The sequence below is a fragment of the Anaerolineales bacterium genome, from assembly GCA_025808555.1.
Classification (GTDB): Bacteria; Chloroflexota; Anaerolineae; order Anaerolineales; family UBA11579; genus JAMCZK01.
In genome coordinates, this window is the sequence record CP075526.1 from 386,601 (window position 1) to 406,048 (window position 19,448).

Genomic DNA, 19,448 nt, shown 5'->3' on the forward strand with positions numbered 1-19,448 from the left:
ACTTGCTCCCGGCCTAGCGGCCCAGCGCCTTCATGCGCAGTTCTTCCACTTTGTCGGCCAGCCAGCCCAGGCGCACGCGGTGCCACAACAGGGTCAACGTGAACACGGTCAGGGCCAGCAGGGTGAACAGCAGGGTCCACACCATGGGGCGGGTCATATCGAAGCCGCCCTCAGCCGTGGCGCTGCCGCTGCCGATCACCACGGGATGCAGCGTGCGCCAGATGCGAATGGAGAAGAAAGTCAGCGGGACAGTGAACGCAGCCAGGATGGCGTAGATGGCGCCAAAACGGGCACGGCGCTGCGGGTCATCAATGCCCTGGCGCAGCAGCATATAGGCCATATAGACCAGGATGAGGATGGTGAAGGTGACCACGCGCGGGTCCCAGGTCCACCATGTATTCCAGGCCGGGCGGGCCCAGATGGAGCCGGTGGTGACGCAGATGAAAGCGAACACCAAGCCGATCTCCACACAGGCCACAGACAGCACGTCCCACTTCTTGTGCGGGCGCAGCAGATAGATGATTCCGGCCACGGCGGCAATAATGAGCACCACCATGGTTACCCAGCCGCTGGAAGCGTGAAAATAAAACACACGCTGCACATTGCCCATCACGCGCTCCATGGGCGCATAGAAGAAAACTATGTAGATGCTGCCCGCCATAAGCAGCGCTGAAAGAACATCCAGCACGCCCAACAAGCGGGGTTTGGGGTCTAGCGAAGTTGATGATGCCATTGAAGCTTACTCCTCTACGATGAAGTCAAAGAACATAAAGCCCAACGCGGGCATGATGAGACCATACACAACCAGAATGTTGAGGCTGGAGAGGGCGTATTCCATACCCAGGCCGTTGATGAAGGCGCTGCTGGCCCGTACCGAGGCCACCAGCACCGGCAGCACCACGGGGAACAACAGCACCGGCAGCAGCAATTCACGGCTGCGGGCCTGGGCCGCCATGGCGGCCAGAAGCGTGCCTGCAGTGCAAAAGCACCACGAACCCAGCACCAGCACCAGCCACAAACCCGGCTGTGCCAGGCTCATGTTGTAGAACACAGCATAAAGCGGGAGGGTGAAAATTTCCACAACCAGCATGAAGAATAAGTTCGCAAGGGTTTTGCCAAAGTAAATGGCGCTACGCTCAACCGGGGCCAACAGCAGGCCGTCCAGCGAGCCGCGCTCACCTTCAGTGGCCAGGGTGCGGTTGAGCCCCAGCGTGCCGGCAAAGGCGAAAGTGGTCCACAGCACGCCAGCGGCGATCTGGCGGCGGGTGAGCATGTCGATATCCAGCGTGAACGCAAAAATAAAGATGACCAGCACCACGAACACCAGCATGGCGCTCACCATTTGGCGGCTGCGCCACTCGGCGGCCAGGTCTTTGCGCATGATGGCCCACACGGCTGTGAAGTAGTTAGCCATTGGCGCGCTCCAGAGCCTGCTGATAGTGCGCAGGCAGCCTGGCGCCCAGCTTGGCCTTGGCCAGCGTGCCGGCGTTGCGGCCAGCGGCCAGCAGCACGGCGCGCTGCGTCAGGCCGCCCACCCTATCGAGATCATGGCTGGCGATCAGCACCGTGGCGCCGGCCCGTGCCTGGGCGCGCAGCACATCGTCCAGCGCATCGGCAGTTTGCAAGTCGAGAGCGCTGTGCGGCTCGTCGAGCAGGAGGACGCGCGGGCGATGCAGCAGCGCCCGCGCCAGCGCAAGGCGCTGCAACATCCCGCGCGAATAACCACGCACCGGCTCGCGGCGGCGTTCCAGCAAGCCCACCAGCTCCAACAGTTCATCGATGCGGGCAGCCGCGGCTGACACAGCGTACAGGCGGGCAAAGAAGTCCAAATTCTGGTCAGCGGTCAGGTCCTCATACAGCAGCGGCTGGTGGCCCAGATAGCCCAGCTGGGCGCGGGCTGCAGCTGCCTGCTTAGGCAGCTGGCAGCCAGCCACCTGGACGCGGCCAGTCGTTGGCTGAGCCAGCCCAGCCAGCACGCGCAGCAGGGTACTTTTGCCGGCCCCGTTGGGGCCAAGCAAGGCCACCAGCTCGCCCTTGCGCACGCGCAAATTCACGCCGTGTAAAGCCAGGCGGTATCCATAACGCTTGCTGAGCTGGCTGACAGTGATCATCGGTCCTTCATCATACGGCGCAGCTGGGCCTTGAGGGCGGCGCGCTGGCGCGTGTATTGGTTCTGGGAAACATCGCCAGCCTCAAAGCGCGCATCAAGTCGGGCGATGCGGGCCAGCACTTCGTCCGGCCCGGCTTGCATGCGGCGCAGCCACAGCCAAGTGAAGCCAACCGCCAGCGTGAGTCCAGCCAGCCCCACCACCACGCCGTCGTTGGCCAGCAAGGCTTGCCAGCCACCGCCGCCTTGCGGGTTGGGCCCGCGCAGCTGCAGTTCAGCGGTGTCACCCGCAGAATAGGCCTGGCTAGAGAGGTAAGCCCGATAGGAGGCATCCTGGATCTGCTGTTCGCCCGCTTTGGTGAAATCAGCATTGGCCAAAGTCACGCCGCCGTGTTGAACCAGCACAGCAACCGAGCGCACGGGCAGGTTAAGCGCCAGCGGCAGGTCCAGGCTGCGCGTGTACGGCATCTCATAGGCAAACAAGAGTTGGTAGGTCTGCAAACCGGGCAACACAGCGCGCAGATCGCCAAAACCGTTCTGGGTCGGCAGGTAGCGCTCGCGGAACACGCCCTCATTAAAGGCCAGGTCGCCCGCGCCCTCCGGCAGGTCATATAGCAGCACTGGCGCGCCTTCTTGCGTAGGCGTAACGGCGCGCGTGCCAATGTTGGAGACGAGATACTGCTGCACCACGCGCACAAAGCCCGGGCGCTCGAATTCCAGGATCAGGGTCAGACGCTCAACTGCCAGCTGGCTGGTATCGGATGTTGTTTCGTAAATGATGATAGGCTGGCTGAACTCAGTCTGGCCCTCATTCAAAAATTCGGAGAAATAGCTGAGCCCCAGATAGTCCACCGCGGCAAAGAAAGTGCGCCCCTCGGCTACAGGCACTTCGTCAAAGGCAAAGCGCCCATTGGCGCCCACTGTGGCGGTCTGGCTGTGTACCAAAGTCTGGCCCTCGTAGCCAAACAGGGTCACTTGCAGGCCAGGCGCCAGTTCACCATCCGTGCCATCTTGAACGCGACCGCTGAACGCACCAATAGCGGCGGGCTCATCCCCGCCGGCTGGCGCCTGCGGCTCAGCGCCCAATGAGATGGCCTGCACATACGAGCCCAGCGCCAGCAGTTCCGCTGAGGCCAGGCTGGGCGCCGCCTGTTCGATGGCGCCGATAATGTCGTTGCGGCTGTAAGCCGCCATCTGACGGATATCGGCCAGCGGCAACGCGGCTTCGATCGCCTCCTGATGGCGAGCAAAGAGTTGCTCGCCGCCTTCCGCCGCCAACGGATCCTGACTCAGCGAGAATGTATAGGCCAGCACATCCCAGCGCTGCTGCAGACTGAGCTGGCTGGCGAACGGCGGCATGAAATTATCCAGATTGCCCTGGGTAATGATCTGGTACCACTCGGCCGGGCTGGCGGCATCCGCTCGCTCGGCTACGCCGAGTGGGGCGGGCTGCACGGGCAGCATGTTGGCCTGGCCGCCATCGCCCAGGCCTGTGGCGCCGTGGCACGGCGCACAGCTCTGGGCGTAGATGGCCGCGCCCGCAGTAATGTCTGCCGGCGCGGGCGGGTACTCCAGCGGAACGGGGGTCGAGTCGACGCCGCTGATGATCGCATTCGGCGGCGGGGTCACGTCGCCGGCCAGCGAGAATTCGCAGGCGGTCAGCAGCAAGGCCAGCAACGGCAGCCAGCGCAGCAAACGGGTGCTCATTACTTGCGCCGCGCCCCCTTGCGGGGTGCATTCTTCTTGCTTTGCTTATTTTTATAGGCGGCGATCATGGCCTCAAGCTCATCGCGTTCAGGCTTGGCCGATGCGGGTAACTCAATATTGGCTTTCTCCAAGGCGCGCAGAGCCGCCGCACCCTCCGCTAGCAATTGGCGGCGCTGTGGATGATAGATCTCCTCCGGCACTTTGCCCAATTCCCAATCGGCGTCCAGCTCCAGCAGCGCATCCAGCACACGCTGGTGCTCGGCTTGCAGGTTGGCCAGTTGCGGGTTCAAGTCCTCATCGGCATCTGCCAGCAGCGGGCGGGCGACGTACAGCCCACACAATACCAACAAGGCAACGAACAGGAGCAGCGAACCAAGATCCATCAGTCGATCTCAAGCAGGCGGTCAACCACAGTCATGATCTCTTCAACGGATTGGTACGGCCCGATCTTGACCGAGGCGATCTCGCCCAGTTTGTTGATCACAAATGTCTCCGGCACGCCGCGGGCGCGGAAACTGGTGTAGATGGTGGTGCCCAGGTCAGGCCCGTTGGGATACGTGACGCCGTGTTCCTCAATGAACGCCAGCGATTCTTTCTCGGTGTCCACATAGGCCACGCCGAGGAAGAGCACATCGCCGCGGTCCTGATAGTGCTGCCAGGCCTGCTCCAGGTGAGCGGCCTCTTCTTTGCAAGGCAGGCACCACGAGGCCCAGATGTTGAGCACTACTACTTTGCCCTCAATGTCTTCCGGGCCAATGGTCTGGCCGTCAAAGGTGGTTAGCGTAAAGTCTGGCGCCTGCTCACCACGCGTCAGCACACCCTGCAGGGAGGACTGCAACTGCGCCCCCACCAAGGCCAGCAACGCGATCAGCAGACCCCAGGCCAGCACACGGCCCAGGAGGGAGGTTGGCTTTTTGTCTTCGCTCATCAGCGGCGCGCCTTAAGTTCTTCTTCCAGCTGGCGGGTGTATTCATCATCTTTGCTGGGCTTGGCTGCACTGGGCGCCGCCTGCTGCCAGCGGCGCAGGTTGCGCCCCAGCAGCAGCGCCGCGCCCAGGATCACTGCCGGCGGCAGCAGGTACACCAGCCAATTGAGCCCACGCGCCGGCGGCACGGCAAGCACGCCTTGTCCATAGTGGGCGGCAAAGTAGTCATACACCTGCTGTTCGCTATAGCCATCGGCCAACAGGTCAGCAATCTGGCCGCGCCACTGGGCGCAGGCGGCCGTGCCGCACACATCCAGCGGCACGTTGGCGCACACCGGGCAATACAGGTTCTTGGCTACAGCGTTGACTTGGTCAGCGCTGGGAGTCCCCTGTAGCGCAGAGTTCAAGGCGGCCGGGCTGCCGGCGCAAGCGGCCAGCAGCAGGACGGCGGCAACGGCAAATGCCAGCAACCTCATGCACGCTCCGCTGTGCCGCGCACTCGGGCACGGCTGCGGGCGGGCTGCAACTCAGCGTCGGGCCACGAGGCGACCAGCGTGCCAAAGATGAACACAAACCCGCCCAGCCAGATCCAGTTCACCAGTGGGTTGACATACATCTTGAATGTGGCGCTGCTGGCGCTCACCGGCTCCCAGTCGACCAGCAGAATGTAGACATCATCCTCCAGCGTGCTACGCAGACCGGGGATGGTCATGGCTTGCTGCGACTCGTAATAAAAATCGCGGCGCGGGTACAGCTGGGTCAGCGGTTGGCCGTCCTTGAACACATTCACCACGGCGCGGTCCACCAGGCGGCCGTCTGGCGTTTCAAACTCAGCCAGCGACTCGTACTCAATGCTGTAGCTGCCCAGATGCATGCGTTCGCCCACCGCCAGGCTGCCCTGCGTTTCCTGCTGGAACAGCTCAATGCCAATGATGCCCACCGCGATCAGGATGACGCCAATGTGAATGATGTAGCCGCCATAGCGGCGGCGGTTGCGGGCCACCAGGCGCCAGAAAGCCTGCAGCGGAGTCTCGCCGCGGCTGGTGCGCGCCCGGGCGCCGCGCAGAAACTCATAGGCGGTAACCAGGAACACGAAGGCGCAGATCCATAATGCCAACAGCGCCAGCGGCTGGCGCATGCCGCCAGCAAGCAAGGCGGCCAGGGCCAGCAGCGAAATGATGAATGGCTTCCACATGGCGCGGCCCAGTGTACGCGCCGTAGAAGCACGCCAAGCCGAAAGCGGCGCAATGCCCATCAGCAGCAGCAAGGCCGCCCACAGCGGGCCAGTGGCGCTCTCGTAGAAGATGGGGCCAACCGTGGCGCGCTGGCCGGTGAAGATGTGTGCCAGGGCGGGGATGGCGCGGCCAATGCCCCCGCTGGCTTCGCTGACAATGGGGAACACGACACCCCAGAAGCAGATGACCAAGATGCCCATGAAGAGCAAGTTGTTTACAAGGAAGAGCGCCTCACGTGAGAGCAGCGAGGTCATCTCCACTTCAGACTTGAGCGTAGCCCAGCGTTTGTTCAGCAGTGCCAGCGAGACGGCGAAGGTGACCGCGATGAAACCAAAGAACATTGGCCCAATCGCGCTCTGCGCAAAGGCATGCACCGAAGACAACACGCCGGAGCGCGTGAGGAAGGTGCCGAAGATCACCAGGCAATAGGTCAGGATGATGAGCAGCATGTTCCAATGCTTGAACATGCCGCGCTTTTCCTGGATCATGACTGAATGCAAAAAGGCCGTGCCAGTGAGCCAGGGCATGAACGCGGCGATCTCCACCGGATCCCAACCCCAGTAGCCGCCCCAGCCCAGCACATCATAGGCCCAGCGGCTGCCGAGGATGAGGCCCAACGAGAGGAACAGCCAGGCCACCAGCGTCCAACGGCGCGTCACGCGGATCCAGCGGTCATCGCTGCGCCCGGTGACCAGGGCGCCGATGGCAAAAGCGAATGGCACCACGAAAGCCACAAAGCCGATATACAGCATGGGCGGGTGAATGATCATGCCCGGATGGCGCAGGAGCGGATTGAGTCCATTGCCATCCATGGGAATGTAGGGCTGCGCCCCGGCGGGCTGCCACAGCGCAGCCCACACCGTGCCAGTCACGCCCTGCCAATATCGCAGGAAGGGATTTTCAAAGAAGAGGATTAGCGCCAGGAAGAACGCCAGCGTACCAGCAGTGACGATAATGACCCACGGCTCCAGATCGCGGTCACGCCGCCATTCGCGCAACATCACCGCAAAAGTGAAGGCCGCCATCAGCCAGGCCCAGAACAGCAGCGAGCCGGCCTGCCCGCCCCACAGCGCGGTGACGCGCAGGTACATGGGCATGCTGTGGCTGGTGACCTGGGTGACGTACTGCAGGTGAAAGTCTAGATTGGCCAGCGAATACACCAGGCTGCCACACGCCAGTGTCAGCAGGGGAAAGCTGAGGATGGTGGCGGAGCGGGCGCTGGATACCCAGCGCTGCTGGCCGCTCCAGCTGCCAAAGGCAGCCGCGGCGCACGCATACAGCGCCAGCAGAAAAGCCATCAGTAGCGCAAAGAAACCAAAGTCTGCGATCATTGTGAGATGCAGGGGCTAGTAGTCGCCGGCCTGGCCGGGAAGCGCCTCTTCGTAGCGGGTCGGGCAGCGCAGCAGCAAGCCGTTCTCGTCGGCGTAGAACACGCCGTCTTCGCCCAGCTTGCCGGCCACGATGGCTTCCACCTCGTGGGCCAGCAGATCAGGCTTGACGCCAATGTACTGCACCTGCAGGCGGGTACGCGTGGGGTCATTCACGGCTTGGTTCAGGGCTTTGGCTAGGCCGCCGTCATCATTGATCAGCCGCGTATCGGCGGGCATATGCACCATGGTGAAGGTGAGGGTCAGGGTGGCGGGGTCGTATTCGATAGTGTCGCCCAGCACCGCCCCTGCCACGCGGGCCGGTTTGCCCACGGCTTCGGAGCCGCGCTCATTCAGTTCGTCGATCGTGAAGAAAAATTGCGCTCCTGCGGCAGTGGATGTGATGATGAGGTAGACCACCGCGGCCAGGATCAGCAGGCCGCCAATAATGAACTTCTTGTTTCCGAGACCGGTGGGCAGGGGTTGGGCAAGGCTTGTGCTGCTCATGTGCAATCTCTCACTTTCGAAAGAGATTATACCGCCTGCTACTCAATGGCCGCCCGCAGGCGGGCTGCCATACGCCCGAAGGCGGGCGAATAGCGCACCGCCAGCTTGCGCGGCCGCGCCAGCCTGACCTGCATATCCAGCTTAATGCTGGCTGGGCGGCGGCCCAGCACCAGCACGCGGTCCGCCAGATACAGCGCTTCATGGATGTCGTGGGTCACCATCACCACCGTCTTGTGCTCCAGCTCCCAGATGCGCAGCAGTTCCTCGCCCATCTTCTCGCGGGTCAGCGCATCCAGCGAGCCGAACGGCTCGTCAAGCAGCAAAAGCTGCGGGTCTTGCACCAGCGCCCGGCCGATGGCGACTCGCTGCGCCATGCCACCGGAGAGCTCGCTGGGCAGCGCCTGCTCAAAGCCGGCCAGCCCCACCAGCTGCAGCATGTCCCAGGCGCTATCAATCGCATCGGGGTCCTGGCGCAGTTCCAAGGGCAGGGCAACATTATCGAGTGCGGTGCGCCACGGCATAAGGTTTGCATCCTGAAACACCAGCCCTACCCCAGCCTGCGGTCCGCGTACCGGCTGGCCGCCGAACAGTATGCGCCCGCTGTTGGCCGGCAGCAGCCCGGCTAACAGCCGCAGCAGCGTGCTCTTGCCTGAGCCAGAGGGGCCGAGCACGCACACGAACTGCCCGCGCGGCACACTGAAGGACACGTTGCGCAGCACGGCCAGCTGGCCGTCACGGTCAGCAAAACTGGCGGAGAGCTTCTCCACCGAGAGCAAGGGAGCAGTGCTACGCGCCATTAGTCAGCCGGCAGGTAGTCATTACTGAAGGCCGCGCTCAGGTCCAGCGGCTGGTTGATCAAGCCCATCTCCAGCAGCACCGCGTGCATGTTCTCCCACGCCTGCGGGTTGGAATAGCCCAAGGGGTCAGCTTGCCACGATTCGATCGAAAGGGTCAGCACGGCCATCTGAGTATCTTTGTCCAGCGCGGCCAGGCCTTCAACATAGTTCTTGGAGATCTCATAGGCGGCCTCAGGGTCAGCGATGGTGTCGGCCAGGCCGCGCAACAAAGCGCGCACAAAGGCACGCACCTGCTCCGGGTGCTCGGCCAGCATGCGCTCATTGGTCAGCACGCCATTGGCGGCCAGTTCGACATAATCAGCCACATGCAGCACGTTCACATCGTAGCCCTCGGCCTCCAGCTGGATGGGCTCGTTGTTGACATAGCCCACCACGGCCTGCTGCTGGCCGGCCGCCAGCGCCTGCACTTGGTTGAAGCCAATCGAATCGAGCACTACATCCGCTTCGGGAATGCTGGCGCTGCTCAGCAGGGCGCGCAGGCCGATGTAGTTGGCGCCGAACAGGCCGGGCAGGCCGATGCGCGCCCCGCGCAAATCTTGCGGGGTTTGGATGCCGCTCTCAGCCAGGGCCACCACGGCAACCGGAAACTCTTGGTACCAGGCAGCCACATACACGATCGGCAACCCTGCGGCACGGCCCAGCAACACCTGCTCGCCTGACACGATCGCGAACGGAAGGTCGCCCGCGCCCACCAGGGCTACGCCATCGGTCTCAAAACTGTAGTCGAATTCGATCTCAAGACCCGCCTCGGCAAAATAGCCGCGCTCCACCGCCACGTAAAACGGCGCGTATTGCACATTGGGAATGTAGCCCATGGGCAAGCGCAGGCTTTGCAGCGAACCGCTGGCTGGCGGCTGCGCTCCGCAGGCCGCCAGCACGATGGCGATGAGAACAATAAACAGAATGCGAGTCTTCATTAGTCTCCGTATGAAAAAGAAGAAGGATTGGATTTTTGCTGCCACCACAGCCAGCGCCGTTCGGCCAGCACAACCAGGCCATACAGGCTGAGCGCCAGCGCCACCAATGCGAACACGGCCACGAACACCAGCGCGGTGTCATATTGGCCGCGGCCAACATTGATCAGGAAGCCCAGACCACGGTCAGCGCCCACCAGCTCGCCCACCACCGCACCGATCACCGAGAGGGTTGCGCCAATGCGCAACCCTCCCAAAAACACCGGCAGCGCGGCGGGCAACTCCAGCAGGCGGAAGGTTTGGGCGCGGCTGGCCTGCAGGCTGCGCATCAGGTCACGCAGTTCCTGCGGCACGCTGTGCAGGCCGATGATGGTGTTGATCAAAATGGGAAAGAACACGATCAGCGCGCAGATCAGCGTCTTTGAGAGCAGGCCGGGCCCGAACCAGATCACCAACAGCGGAGCGATGGCCACAATGGGCACCGACTGGCTGGCCACCACGAACGGAGCCAGCAGCCGCTCCCAGCGCGGCGAGCGCGCCAGCCAGTAACCCAGCAACGCCGCCGCCAGCACGCCGATCGCCAGCCCCAGCAGCACCTCCTGCAGCGTGACCAGCCCGTGGCGCAGCAAGGTGCCATCCTGCAGAGCCAGCACCAGGCGGCTCCACACCGCCCGCGGCGCGGGCAGGATGAAGGCGGGCAGCTGCGTCACACGCACCAACGCCTCCCAGGCCAACAGGGTCAGCGCGCCGACGAGAGGGCCGAGCAGCCAGCCTATGGGTTCCGAGTTATTGTGTTTCCGTTCCACTACACATCACCTCAAATAAAACAGCCCCGATAATTCATCGGGGCTGTTGTGCAACGCAAAAATACGCGCCATAGCACACACCACGCAGGCCGCGCTTCCAAAACAATGCCCCAAAGCAGATTGCTTTGGGGCATTGCAAGATACGCGTCATGCGCAAGCAAAGTAAACGCAAGCGTTTTACTTTGCTTTGCGGAGTCTTCGTCTCCGCTCTTCTTTCATCCGGACTATACCGTCGGCCCCGGAGTTTCACCGGATCCTGCGCTCAGGGAGCGCTCGTGGGCTATACCACCGATCGGGAATTTTACGCTCGGCGCCTTGCGCCGAGCGTTTAGGAGTTGCTTCGCAACTCCGCGCTCGACGACGCCAAGGGTAATCACCCTGCCCCGAAGAGTATTCAGTTGTCATCTACACTCAGTAGCCGCAGTTGCTATGCAACTGCCAACGCTGTGGCTGCTTTTGCCACAGCGTACCTGCCACCGAAGAGTATTCAATTGTTACTGCTCACTGATTATAACCAGTCAACAGCACTACTTAGACCCGCCCTCTACCGACTCAATCTCGGCCAGGGTGCTTTGCACATATTGTTCAGCTAGCAGCAGATTACCGGCAGAGCGTTCGATAACGCTCAGGATCGTGCTCATCTTGGAAACTTCTTCCAGTTGTTCGTTCACGAACCAACCCAGAAACTCCTGGGCGATGTAGTCTTTCTCCTTGACGGCAATATCCATCAAGTCGTTGATCTGGCGGGTCACCTCTTCCTCCCATGCCAGCGCGGCCCCCACGGCATCCTGAGGGGATTTGAAGTCGGCGCGGGCCTGCGCAATGGCAGGCACGCCTATCGTGCCGCCCGCATCCAGCACGTAGCGCACAAACTTCATGGCGTGGGCGTTCTCCTCGGCGGCCTGCTCAAAGAACAGTTTGCCGAACATGAGCATGTTCTCGGCGGTGAAGTACGAGGCAATGTTGACATACTGCATGGCTGCGCCAAACTCTCGCCCCACTTGGTCATTAATGGCTTTTTCAAGCGTTTTGCTGATTAACATTCCTGCTCCTTTACTGTGCAAGTATTTTACCATATCTTCACCCTGGTTGATAAATAAAACCAACTGCATATAAAACAGATCATGCAATTTATATGGTTTATATCATAGATATTGTTAACCACAACAGCCAGCCTTCCGGCTGGCTGCTGTGGGCCTGCATAACTGCTTATGGATTGGTGCTTGGCAGCGGCAGCAGGAAGGGGTTATCCGTAGGCACCAACATCACCTGGATGTTGGGCGCCAGCTTCTGGATGTACTCCAGTGTCAAAATGTCCGGGTTCTGGGCAATGGCCTGGGCCAGCATGCGCAGCGCTTCGGCCTCGGCCTCCGCCTGGATCAGGCGGGCCTCGGCCTCACCCTGCGCACGGATCACGGAGGCATCTGCGGCGCCCTGCGCCACCTGGCGGGCCTGCTCCGCCTCCTGGCGGCGCTGCTCCACCACAAACGCAGCCTGCTGCGCTTGCTGCTCAGCGATCTGCTTCTGCTCAACAGAATCAGCATATTCAGATGAAAAAGCAATGTTTCGGACAACAAAGTCGATCATCTCAATCCCATTCGTCTCAAAGCGGCGCGCCAACTCATCACTAACCAGCTGGGCCATTTCCAAACGCTTACTGCTATAAACTTCCTCTACGCCGAATTGGGCAACTGCATCACGGATGACACCGCGAACGATCGGGCGAACCATGCCGTTGATATAGCGATTCTGCCAGCGAATGTGAACCTCAACCACTTCGGCTGCATCGATGGCAAAAATAACCGATGCATCTACATGTACTACTTGTCCGTCCGAAGTCCGCGCTTCAACGGCGTCATCGCGAAAGACATCACTCTCTTCAGGAATCACCGACATCGTATAGGTCTGACGCGAAATCGTGTAGGGGATCACATTTTCGGCGAACGGCACAACCCAATGCAGACCAGGCTGCAAAGCTTCATTGCGAATGCCGCCCTGCGTGGCGCTGATCACCACACCACGCTCATTGGGCTGAATGAATACCAAGCCCGCCGCCAGCGTGCTGAGCACAATGGCAACGACCACTGTTGCTGCGATCAGCAGACCACCGCCAGCCATGGCGGTAGCGCCGCGCACGGTGCGGCTACGCACCGTACGCACCGCCACCAGGGCGATGACGCCGATCACCAGCAACCAGGCCATGGCCGAAAGAAATGCAAGAATACTTACGAGTTCCATTACTCCTCCTCAGAGAGTAAACGGCCTGTTCCCACGTTCGTATGGCTTGCGTGGTAGCATGCCGATGGATTGCGATGATTCATTATAAGGCTCGCCTGACCAGCCTCCTGTTAGAACCCTATCAGAACGCCGCAGGCCGCCTGCACATCCCCCTGGCCGCCCTGCCGCGCCCGGGCCAATACCTGCAAGCCCACGATCCCGCCGACGCGGAAAACGTGCTGGCCACCCAGCTCTTCCCCGCCGGGCATGAGCCGGCCAGCCGTGATGGCGAAACCATCGAGCTGGCCGTAGCCGGCCCGCTGCCGGCCAGCTGGCAGCCTGGCGCTCAACTGCTGCTGCGCGGCCCGCTGGGCCGCGGCTTCAGCCTGCCCGCCGGCGCACGCCGCCTGGTGTTGGCGGCCAGCGGCCGCAACGCGGCCCGCCTGCTGCCAGTAGCCGCCGAGGCGGTTGAGGTGGCCCTGTTCTGCGACGAACCGCCAGGTGAACTACCCAGCCATATTGAAGTGCAGCCGCTGGCCGCCCTGCCCGCCGCGCTGGTCTGGGCCGACTTTCTGGCCTTGGACATCCCACCTGCTCATATAGAAGAGCTGCCCAAGCTGCTGGGCATCCATGAGCGCGCCCCTAAGACGCTGCGCGGCCAGGCCTTGGTCACACCGCCCATGCCGTGTGGCGGGCTGGCGCAGTGCGGCGTTTGCAGCTTTGCCACACCACATAAAGCCCTGCTGGCATGCAACCAGGGGCCAGTGTTTCCTCTGGCTGACCTGCTCCCCTCTCGACTATAGACGATTACGAAACGCTGGCCGCTACCTGTTCCCCGTAGGCCATCAGCGCTTTCACCATTTCAGGTGTGCGACCCTCAGCGTACACGCGCAGCACAGGCTCGGTGCCCGAGGGGCGGATGAGCAGCCACGAATCGTCGGCCATGATGTACTTGCTGCCATCCCGACTTACGACTTCCAGCACCTTCTCCCCGCCGATCGCCTCCGGCGCCTCTTCAGTCAGCTTGGCAGTCATCACCTTCTTCTCGACCGGGCGGCTTAGGCGCAGGTCTTTGCGCGCATAATGCGCCGGGCCAACGCTGGCTAATAGATCGGCCACCAGTTGGCGCAGCGTGCCGCCGGAGCGCGCCACCATCTCTACCACCAGCAGGCCCATCAGCACGCCATCGCCTTCGGGAATGTGCCCGGCGAACGAAATGCCACCCGACTCCTCGCCACCAATGAGTACGTTGCCCGCCAGCATATGGTCGGCAATGTGGTTGAAGCCAACCGGCGTCTCCTCCACCTGCAGGCCGTATTTAGCCGCCAGGCGGTCGATCATGCGCGTGGTGGAAACCGTACGGATGACTTTGCCAGTCTGGCCACGCGTCTCCACCAAGTGGCGCAGCGCCAGCGACATGATCTTGTGCGGGTCTACGAACTCGCAGTCTTCGTCCATCGCCCCGACGCGGTCGGCGTCGCCATCCGTGGCCACGCCGTAGTAGCCGGGGTGCTGGGCGATGGCGTCGGCCAGCTCCTGCAAATGCGGCATGATCGGCTCCGGGTGCACGCCGCCGAAGCCAGGGTTCATCTCACCGCGGATCTCTGTCACCTCGCAACCGGCCTCGCGCAGCATGGCGGCAATGTGGCCGCGGCCCGAGCCGAACATGGAATCGACGAGCACTTTTTGCGGGTTCTTGCGAATGGTCTCGAAATCGATCAGGGTAGCCAGATGCGCCTTGTAGGCCGGCATGGGGTCGAAGCGCGTAATCAGCTCCTGTGCCACGGCCTGCTTGAAATCCATCACCGAGGCGCCGCGGCCGCGGGCCTCGTTATCGCTCAGGTAAATCTCGACCCGGTGGCACAGTTCGTGCGGGGCAGAGCCGCCGTAGGCGGCTTTGAGCTTGACGCCGTTGTAGCGCGGCGGGTTGTGCGAGGCAGTGATCATCACCCCGCCAATGGCCTGGTGCTCCCGCACCGCATACGAAATCGCCGGCGTGGGCGCATCCGCCGCCGCCAGCAAGACGCGGAACCCGTTGGCGGCCAGCACGCGAGCCACATCGCCCGCAAAGCGGTCCGACAAAAAGCGCGTATCAAAGCCCACCACCACCAGCGGCGACTGCTTGGCCGCCCCGTTTTGCAAATCGGCCCGCATGGCATCCGCGATCGCCTGGGCGACCATGCGCAGGTTTGCAAAGGTAAAGGTATCGGAGATCACGGCGCGCCAGCCGTCTGTACCGAAGTGAATGGGCATTTGTATTGACCTCGTTCAAAAATAAGTCTGGGGAGTGCAAAAATTCTAACACTGCTAGTGCTGGTTTTGCCTCCGGTCGCCTGTTCACCTGTCAAGTTGTTGTTCGTTTTTTTGGGTGGGGGTGGGGTGTGCAACTAAAAAGATATCTGGAACCATCTAAACCCCCACCAATCTCATCCTACTGCCAAATGATGTCATTGCGGTAAAAAAATGAAGCCTGTCAAGGCGTTGCACAGCATGCCAGCCCATGCAGAGTGCGCGCAGCGTACGATTCATGCGCATGCTAAAATGCCAACATGGCTACCGAAAACAGCGCCAAAGCCAGCAGTATTGCTGAACGCATGGCGCTTTTAAAGGAACTTGCTCTCTTTCGAGACATCAGCGAGGTGGATCTGCAGTACATTGCCGCCCGCTTCATTGAATACCAGTTGCCACGCGGCCAGGAGCTATATGAGCAGGGCGAACTGGCCGAGAACCTGTATATCGTCCTCAGCGGGCACCTGCGCTGCGAGCTAGTGAATGCCAGCTCGCAGGTAGCGGCCTCTGGCCTGCAAAATGGCGATGTGTTCGGCGCCCGCAGCCTGGGCCTGGATGGCAGCGCCATCTCCCGCGTCAAAGCCCTGCATGCCAGCCGCCTGCTCTACCTTCCCCGCCGCGACCTGGAGCGTATGCTGCAGGCTTTCCCCGCCTTGGCCGAACGCCTGGGCACGCTGGCGGCCGGCCGCTCGCTGAAACCGGACGCCGAGTTTGACTGGCTGGGCCGGGATGAGTCCATTCAATTTGTGATGCGCAAACATTCCGCCGCCCTGTGGCTACGCATGGCACGTGCCTTGCTGCTGGCGATCGGCAGCATGCTGTGCGTGCTGTTCGGGCTGGAGGCGGCTAACCCGCTGCCCTGGCTGCTGGCCGCCTCCGGCCTGCTACTGGGCGCGGGCGGCTGGGCCGTCTGGGAGTTGATGGACTGGCGCAACGACTATTACGTGCTGACCGACCAGCGCGTAGTCTGGCTGGAGCAAAAGCTGCTGCGCTCCGCCAGCCGCGTCGAAGCCCCGCTGGAGACCGTGCAATCGGTCAACACCCACACCACCCTGCTGGGCCGCATATTGGGCTTTGGCGACGTAATGATCCAAACCTTCACCAGCACCGTCTCCATGCCCAAAGTGGGCGACCCGCAAACGACAAAATTCCTGGTTGAAGAATACGTGTTGCGCCAGCGCCGTGGAGCGCGCAGCACCCGTCATGACGACATTCGCCAGACGGTGCGTGAGAGCCTGGGCACCGCACCGCATAACCGCGCCGCCGCCCGCCCTGCTCCATCCGCCTTCCAGCCGCCCAGCCGCACCGAACGCCTGTGGATGTTCCCCACCCGCACAGTGGATGGCGACAAGATCATCTATCACAAGCACTGGGCCAAGCTGCTCGGCACACTGGTCTTCCCCGTGCTGGCGTTCATCGGCGTGGTGTGGGCGGTCAATTTCGTATACAACGGCCTGCCCAGCGATGCTGCCGGCTGGCTGATCATGCTGCTTGCATTGCTCATCCCCGTCGGCTTCATCATTTATCACTATGTGGACTGGCAGAACGACATTTACCTGCTCACGCCAGAAAGCTTGATGGACTCAGAAAAGAAGCCGCTGGGCAGCCTGATCACCAAGACCGCCCCGCTGGCCAATGTGCTCAGCCTGGAGAACCATCGCATTGGCCTGCTGGGCCTGCTGTTCAACTTCGGCGTGGTGCGCATCAACGTTGGCGACAGCTGGCTCGATTTTGACGGCGTGCACGACCCGGCCCAGGTGCAGCAAGACATCTTCGCCCGCATTGAAGCCTTCAAGCTCAAAGCGCAAAAACAGCGCGACCTGGATGAGCGCAGCCGGATGGCCGAATGGCTCAAGGTCTACGAAGAAGAGCGCACCCGCGGCCTGCCGCGCGCGGGCCAGGATGGCGAGGCGGTAGAATAACCGCTTGGAATCTTATGGCTATCCGAGATATTGTTAACTATCCCAGCGAGATCCTGGAGCAAAAGGCGCAGCGCGTGGAGCGCATTGACGCCGAAGTCCAGACCCTGATCGACGACATGATCGAGACCATGCGCAATGCGCCCGGCGTTGGCCTGGCCGCGCCGCAGGTAAACGCGCCGCTTCGTATTGTGGTTGTCGAATACGGCGAACCCGAGAACGAAGACGAGGAGCCGGCCGAAAAGCAGCTCTTCACGCTCATCAATCCTGAGATCAGCCGCATGAGCCGCGAGAAGGAGATCGGCACCGAGGGCTGCCTGTCCTTCCCCGGCATCCTGGCCGAGGTTGAGCGCTCGCTGGCTGTCACCGTGGTAGCACAAGACCGCAACGGGGACCCGCTCAAGATCAAGGCCGAGGGCTGGCTGGCGCGCATCTTCCAGCACGAGATCGATCACCTGAACGGCGTGCTGTTCACTGAGCGCGCCCAGAAGGTGTACGAGATCAAGCCAGACGAAGAAACCGAAGAAAACCCCGCGGCGTGAGGCCGGCCGCATGCAGCTCAAGCGCCTCTCGCTGACCCACTTTCGAAACTTTGCGCGCCTCGACGTGCAGGTGCCGCCGCAATCGGTGCTGATCGTAGGCCGCAACGCCCAGGGCAAAACCAGCCTACTGGAAGCCATCTATTTCCTCGCCACGCTCAACTCTTTCCACGCCGATACTGACCGCCAGCTGATCAATTTCATCGAGGCGCGCAACCCGCTGGCCGTGGCGCGCCTGCAGGCCACCTACGAGCGCAACGGGCGCGAGCACCAGCTCGAGATCCGCGTGATCAAAGACCAGACCCGCAACGGCGAGCGCAGCCGCAAAGAAGTGCTGCTGGACGGCGCCAAGAAGAAAGCCAATGAAGTCATCGGCCAGTTCCAGGCCGTGCTGTTCCTGCCGCAGATGCTGCAAATTGTCGACGGCTCGCCGCGTCACCGCCGCCGCTACCTGGACCTGGCGCTGGCCCAGGTGCAGAGCCAATACGGCGAGAACCTGAGCGAATTTGAAAGCGTGCTGACCCAGCGCAACGCCCTGCTGCGCCAGCTGAGCGAGAACGGCGGTGACCAGAGCCAGCTCGACTTCTGGGATCAGCGCCTGGCCACCCGCGGGGCACAGGTACTGGCCGCCCGCTTCCGCGCCATTCAGGAGTTGGAGCAGGCCGCCGCCCGCCTGCACCACGGGCTCACCCGCGGCGCCGAGGTGCTACGCCTCAGTTACCAACCCAGCTATGACCCGCTGCCAGCGCCTGCCGGCCAGCGCACCTTGCTGGACGCGCCAACGGACCGCAGCGGCGTCTCTGCCGAAAAGCTGGAGAGCGGCTACCTGGCCGCCCTGCAAAAAGCCCGCCGCGAGGATCTGGCGCGCGGCACCACCAGTCTCGGCCCCCATAGGGATGAGCTGCGCTTTCTGGGCAATGGCGTAGACCTGGGCAGCTACGGCAGTAGGGGCCAAGTGCGTACCGCCCTGCTGACCCTCAAGCTGGCCGAACTGGAATGGATGCATGCCCGTAGCGGCCAGCGCCCGGTGCTGCTGCTGGACGAAGTGCTGGCGGAACTGGACGAGAGCCGCCGCGCCGATCTGCTGGAGCGCCTGAAAGCCAACAGCGATCAGGTGCTGCTCACCACCACCGACTTCAACTTGTTCACGCCGGAGTTTCTTGAAAGCGCCGCCCGCTGGGAAATTGATGGCGGGCAGTTGACAAACGGAATTGAAGATGCGCGCGGGTTGTTTAGCGGAATTGATACAGACATAGACCGGGAGCCGGACCGCTTTTAGTTCCAGTCCACATGCGATCCCCCAAGGAGTTGCTGAACGCTGACAGCTGACCGCTTTACAACGGCTTCTTGCCCGGCGTGCCCGCCTGGCGCGGAAAGCGCGCCTGGGTGGGCTTAACCTTCTGCACCACCACCAGCCAGCGCTCCTCCTCTTCCAAGCCTGGCACCTGCACGCGCACCAGCTCGTGCAGCTTGCCGCCCAGCTGCCCAAAAGCGTTGGCCGCGTCCTTGGCTTCCTCGGCTACGCCGCGCGCCTTCTGCGCCAGCATGTAGCCGCCCACGCGCACGAAGGGCAGCAAATACTCAGCCAGCACGCGCAGCGGCGCCACGGCTCGCGCCACCGCCCAGTCATACTGCTCGCGCTGGGCGGGCAGCTGCCCGGCGTCCTCCGCCCGCTTCGTCAGCACCTGCACGTTTTGCAGGCCCAGAACTTGCACAACATGCTCAAGAAAGCTGGCTTTCTTGGCAACAGATTCCAGCAGCGTGAGCTGCAGGCCAGGCTGCCAGATCTTGAGTGGCAGCCCCGGCAGCCCGGCGCCGGTGCCCACATCGATCACGCGCTCGCCCGGCTGGGCGCGCATCGCCAGCCAACAGCTGAGCGAATCCAGGAAGTGGCGCGTGAACACCGCCTCGCGCTCGCGCACCGCGGTCAGGTTCATGCGCTGGTTCCACTCCAGCAGCTCGTCGGCATAGCGCTCAAAGGCGGCGGCCTGGACTTCACTCAAGGGTTCGCCCAGCATACGTTGCACGGAGTCGCCAAAGGAAGACATGCGGCGATTAT

General features: G+C 62.3%; 20 protein-coding genes and 1 riboswitch. Of the genes, 4 read left to right on the forward strand and 16 right to left on the reverse strand.

The window, feature by feature from the left end; all coding sequences use genetic code 11:
* Positions 1-13 precede the first annotated feature (13 nt).
* The 14 genes from ccsA to KIT08_02225 form a co-directional block, all read right to left on the reverse strand.
* Positions 14-733 (reverse strand): cytochrome c biogenesis protein CcsA, encoded by a 720-nt coding sequence (ccsA, locus tag KIT08_02160; GenBank protein UYN90052.1) that lies wholly within the window; start codon positions 731-733, stop codon positions 14-16.
* A gap of 6 nt (positions 734-739) precedes the next feature.
* Positions 740-1,414 carry a heme exporter protein CcmB gene (locus tag KIT08_02165; protein ID UYN90053.1) on the reverse strand — a complete coding sequence of 225 codons (675 nt, stop codon included), beginning with the start codon at positions 1,412-1,414 and terminating at the stop codon, positions 740-742.
* Positions 1,407-2,111, reverse strand: a complete 705-nt coding sequence (ccmA, locus tag KIT08_02170; protein ID UYN90054.1) for a heme ABC exporter ATP-binding protein CcmA — start codon at positions 2,109-2,111, stop codon at positions 1,407-1,409. The genes KIT08_02165 and ccmA overlap by 8 nt, the downstream gene beginning before the upstream one ends.
* Positions 2,108-3,814, reverse strand: a complete 1,707-nt coding sequence (locus tag KIT08_02175) for a c-type cytochrome (protein ID UYN90055.1) — start codon at positions 3,812-3,814, stop codon at positions 2,108-2,110. The genes ccmA and KIT08_02175 overlap by 4 nt, the downstream gene beginning before the upstream one ends.
* Positions 3,814-4,197, reverse strand: a complete 384-nt coding sequence (locus tag KIT08_02180) for a hypothetical protein (protein ID UYN90056.1) — start codon at positions 4,195-4,197, stop codon at positions 3,814-3,816. Before KIT08_02180 ends, KIT08_02175 begins: the two co-directional genes overlap by 1 nt.
* Positions 4,197-4,742 carry a TlpA family protein disulfide reductase gene (locus KIT08_02185; GenBank protein ID UYN90057.1) on the reverse strand — a complete coding sequence of 182 codons (546 nt, stop codon included), beginning with the start codon at positions 4,740-4,742 and terminating at the stop codon, positions 4,197-4,199. Before KIT08_02185 ends, KIT08_02180 begins: the two co-directional genes overlap by 1 nt.
* Positions 4,742-5,215 (reverse strand): cytochrome c-type biogenesis protein CcmH, encoded by a 474-nt coding sequence (locus tag KIT08_02190; GenBank protein UYN90058.1) that lies wholly within the window; start codon positions 5,213-5,215, stop codon positions 4,742-4,744. Before KIT08_02190 ends, KIT08_02185 begins: the two co-directional genes overlap by 1 nt.
* On the reverse strand, positions 5,212-7,305 hold the full coding sequence (locus KIT08_02195; protein UYN90059.1) for a heme lyase CcmF/NrfE family subunit: 2,094 nt from the start codon (positions 7,303-7,305) through the stop codon (positions 5,212-5,214). The genes KIT08_02190 and KIT08_02195 overlap by 4 nt, the downstream gene beginning before the upstream one ends.
* A gap of 15 nt (positions 7,306-7,320) precedes the next feature.
* Positions 7,321-7,848, reverse strand: a complete 528-nt coding sequence (locus KIT08_02200) for a cytochrome c maturation protein CcmE (protein UYN90060.1) — start codon at positions 7,846-7,848, stop codon at positions 7,321-7,323.
* 38 nt (positions 7,849-7,886) lie between these two features.
* The gene (locus KIT08_02205) at positions 7,887-8,645 is read right to left on the reverse strand and encodes an ABC transporter ATP-binding protein (GenBank protein UYN90061.1); all 759 of its coding nucleotides are present in this window, start codon (positions 8,643-8,645) and stop codon (positions 7,887-7,889) included.
* Entirely contained in the window at positions 8,645-9,622 is a 978-nt protein-coding gene (locus tag KIT08_02210; GenBank protein ID UYN90062.1) for an ABC transporter substrate-binding protein, read from the reverse strand. Before KIT08_02210 ends, KIT08_02205 begins: the two co-directional genes overlap by 1 nt.
* The gene (locus KIT08_02215) at positions 9,622-10,425 is read right to left on the reverse strand and encodes an ABC transporter permease (GenBank protein ID UYN90063.1); all 804 of its coding nucleotides are present in this window, start codon (positions 10,423-10,425) and stop codon (positions 9,622-9,624) included. The genes KIT08_02210 and KIT08_02215 overlap by 1 nt, the downstream gene beginning before the upstream one ends.
* Before the next feature lie 203 nt (positions 10,426-10,628).
* Positions 10,629-10,754: riboswitch (FMN riboswitch) on the reverse strand.
* Positions 10,755-10,952: 198 nt separating this feature from the next.
* Positions 10,953-11,468 (reverse strand): ferritin, encoded by a 516-nt coding sequence (locus KIT08_02220; protein ID UYN90064.1) that lies wholly within the window; start codon positions 11,466-11,468, stop codon positions 10,953-10,955.
* A 166-nt stretch (positions 11,469-11,634) separates the two neighbouring features.
* Positions 11,635-12,663, reverse strand: coding sequence for a hypothetical protein (locus tag KIT08_02225; GenBank protein UYN90065.1), 1,029 nt, complete (start codon positions 12,661-12,663; stop codon positions 11,635-11,637).
* 74 nt (positions 12,664-12,737) lie between these two features.
* Here KIT08_02225 and KIT08_02230 point away from each other — a divergent pair, with 74 nt between their 5' ends.
* Positions 12,738-13,445, forward strand: coding sequence for a hypothetical protein (locus KIT08_02230; GenBank protein UYN90066.1), 708 nt, complete (start codon positions 12,738-12,740; stop codon positions 13,443-13,445).
* Positions 13,446-13,449: 4 nt separating this feature from the next.
* Here the strand turns inward: KIT08_02230 and KIT08_02235 are convergent, their stop codons facing one another.
* The gene (locus KIT08_02235; GenBank protein UYN90067.1) at positions 13,450-14,895 is read right to left on the reverse strand and encodes a phosphoglucomutase/phosphomannomutase family protein; all 1,446 of its coding nucleotides are present in this window, start codon (positions 14,893-14,895) and stop codon (positions 13,450-13,452) included.
* A gap of 296 nt (positions 14,896-15,191) precedes the next feature.
* On the opposite strand from KIT08_02235, the gene KIT08_02240 reads away from it, so the two are divergent.
* From KIT08_02240 to recF, 3 genes are read left to right on the forward strand one after another with little or no spacing between them, the layout of a single operon-like run.
* The gene (locus tag KIT08_02240; GenBank protein UYN90068.1) at positions 15,192-16,853 is read left to right on the forward strand and encodes a cyclic nucleotide-binding domain-containing protein; all 1,662 of its coding nucleotides are present in this window, start codon (positions 15,192-15,194) and stop codon (positions 16,851-16,853) included.
* Positions 16,854-16,867: 14 nt separating this feature from the next.
* Positions 16,868-17,392 (forward strand): peptide deformylase, encoded by a 525-nt coding sequence (def, locus tag KIT08_02245; GenBank protein ID UYN90069.1) that lies wholly within the window; start codon positions 16,868-16,870, stop codon positions 17,390-17,392.
* A gap of 10 nt (positions 17,393-17,402) precedes the next feature.
* On the forward strand, positions 17,403-18,668 hold the full coding sequence (gene recF / locus KIT08_02250; GenBank protein UYN90070.1) for a DNA replication/repair protein RecF: 1,266 nt from the start codon (positions 17,403-17,405) through the stop codon (positions 18,666-18,668).
* 55 nt (positions 18,669-18,723) lie between these two features.
* Here the strand turns inward: recF and rsmG are convergent, their stop codons facing one another.
* Positions 18,724-19,437 (reverse strand): 16S rRNA (guanine(527)-N(7))-methyltransferase RsmG, encoded by a 714-nt coding sequence (rsmG, locus tag KIT08_02255; GenBank protein UYN90071.1) that lies wholly within the window; start codon positions 19,435-19,437, stop codon positions 18,724-18,726.
* Between the last annotated feature and the right edge of the window lie 11 nt (positions 19,438-19,448).

Bases quoted from the DNA above. Each gene is read 5' to 3' on its own strand.
- ccsA (UYN90052.1), bottom strand. From the start codon at position 733: ATGGCATCATCAACTTCGCTAGACCCCAAACCCCGCTTGTTGGGCGTG.
- KIT08_02165 (UYN90053.1), bottom strand. From the start codon at position 1,414: ATGGCTAACTACTTCACAGCCGTGTGGGCCATCATGCGCAAAGACCTG.
- ccmA (UYN90054.1), bottom strand. From the start codon at position 2,111: ATGATCACTGTCAGCCAGCTCAGCAAGCGTTATGGATACCGCCTGGCT.
- KIT08_02175 (UYN90055.1), bottom strand. From the start codon at position 3,814: ATGAGCACCCGTTTGCTGCGCTGGCTGCCGTTGCTGGCCTTGCTGCTG.
- KIT08_02180 (UYN90056.1), bottom strand. From the start codon at position 4,197: ATGGATCTTGGTTCGCTGCTCCTGTTCGTTGCCTTGTTGGTATTGTGT.
- KIT08_02185 (UYN90057.1), bottom strand. From the start codon at position 4,742: ATGAGCGAAGACAAAAAGCCAACCTCCCTCCTGGGCCGTGTGCTGGCC.
- KIT08_02190 (UYN90058.1), bottom strand. From the start codon at position 5,215: ATGAGGTTGCTGGCATTTGCCGTTGCCGCCGTCCTGCTGCTGGCCGCT.
- KIT08_02195 (UYN90059.1), bottom strand. From the start codon at position 7,305: ATGATCGCAGACTTTGGTTTCTTTGCGCTACTGATGGCTTTTCTGCTG.
- KIT08_02200 (UYN90060.1), bottom strand. From the start codon at position 7,848: ATGAGCAGCACAAGCCTTGCCCAACCCCTGCCCACCGGTCTCGGAAAC.
- KIT08_02205 (UYN90061.1), bottom strand. From the start codon at position 8,645: ATGGCGCGTAGCACTGCTCCCTTGCTCTCGGTGGAGAAGCTCTCCGCC.
- KIT08_02210 (UYN90062.1), bottom strand. From the start codon at position 9,622: ATGAAGACTCGCATTCTGTTTATTGTTCTCATCGCCATCGTGCTGGCG.
- KIT08_02220 (UYN90064.1), bottom strand. From the start codon at position 11,468: ATGTTAATCAGCAAAACGCTTGAAAAAGCCATTAATGACCAAGTGGGG.
- KIT08_02225 (UYN90065.1), bottom strand. From the start codon at position 12,663: ATGGAACTCGTAAGTATTCTTGCATTTCTTTCGGCCATGGCCTGGTTG.
- KIT08_02230 (UYN90066.1), top strand. From the start codon at position 12,738: ATGATTCATTATAAGGCTCGCCTGACCAGCCTCCTGTTAGAACCCTAT.
- KIT08_02235 (UYN90067.1), bottom strand. From the start codon at position 14,895: ATGCCCATTCACTTCGGTACAGACGGCTGGCGCGCCGTGATCTCCGAT.
- KIT08_02240 (UYN90068.1), top strand. From the start codon at position 15,192: ATGGCTACCGAAAACAGCGCCAAAGCCAGCAGTATTGCTGAACGCATG.
- def (UYN90069.1), top strand. From the start codon at position 16,868: ATGGCTATCCGAGATATTGTTAACTATCCCAGCGAGATCCTGGAGCAA.
- recF (UYN90070.1), top strand. From the start codon at position 17,403: ATGCAGCTCAAGCGCCTCTCGCTGACCCACTTTCGAAACTTTGCGCGC.
- rsmG (UYN90071.1), bottom strand. From the start codon at position 19,437: ATGTCTTCCTTTGGCGACTCCGTGCAACGTATGCTGGGCGAACCCTTG.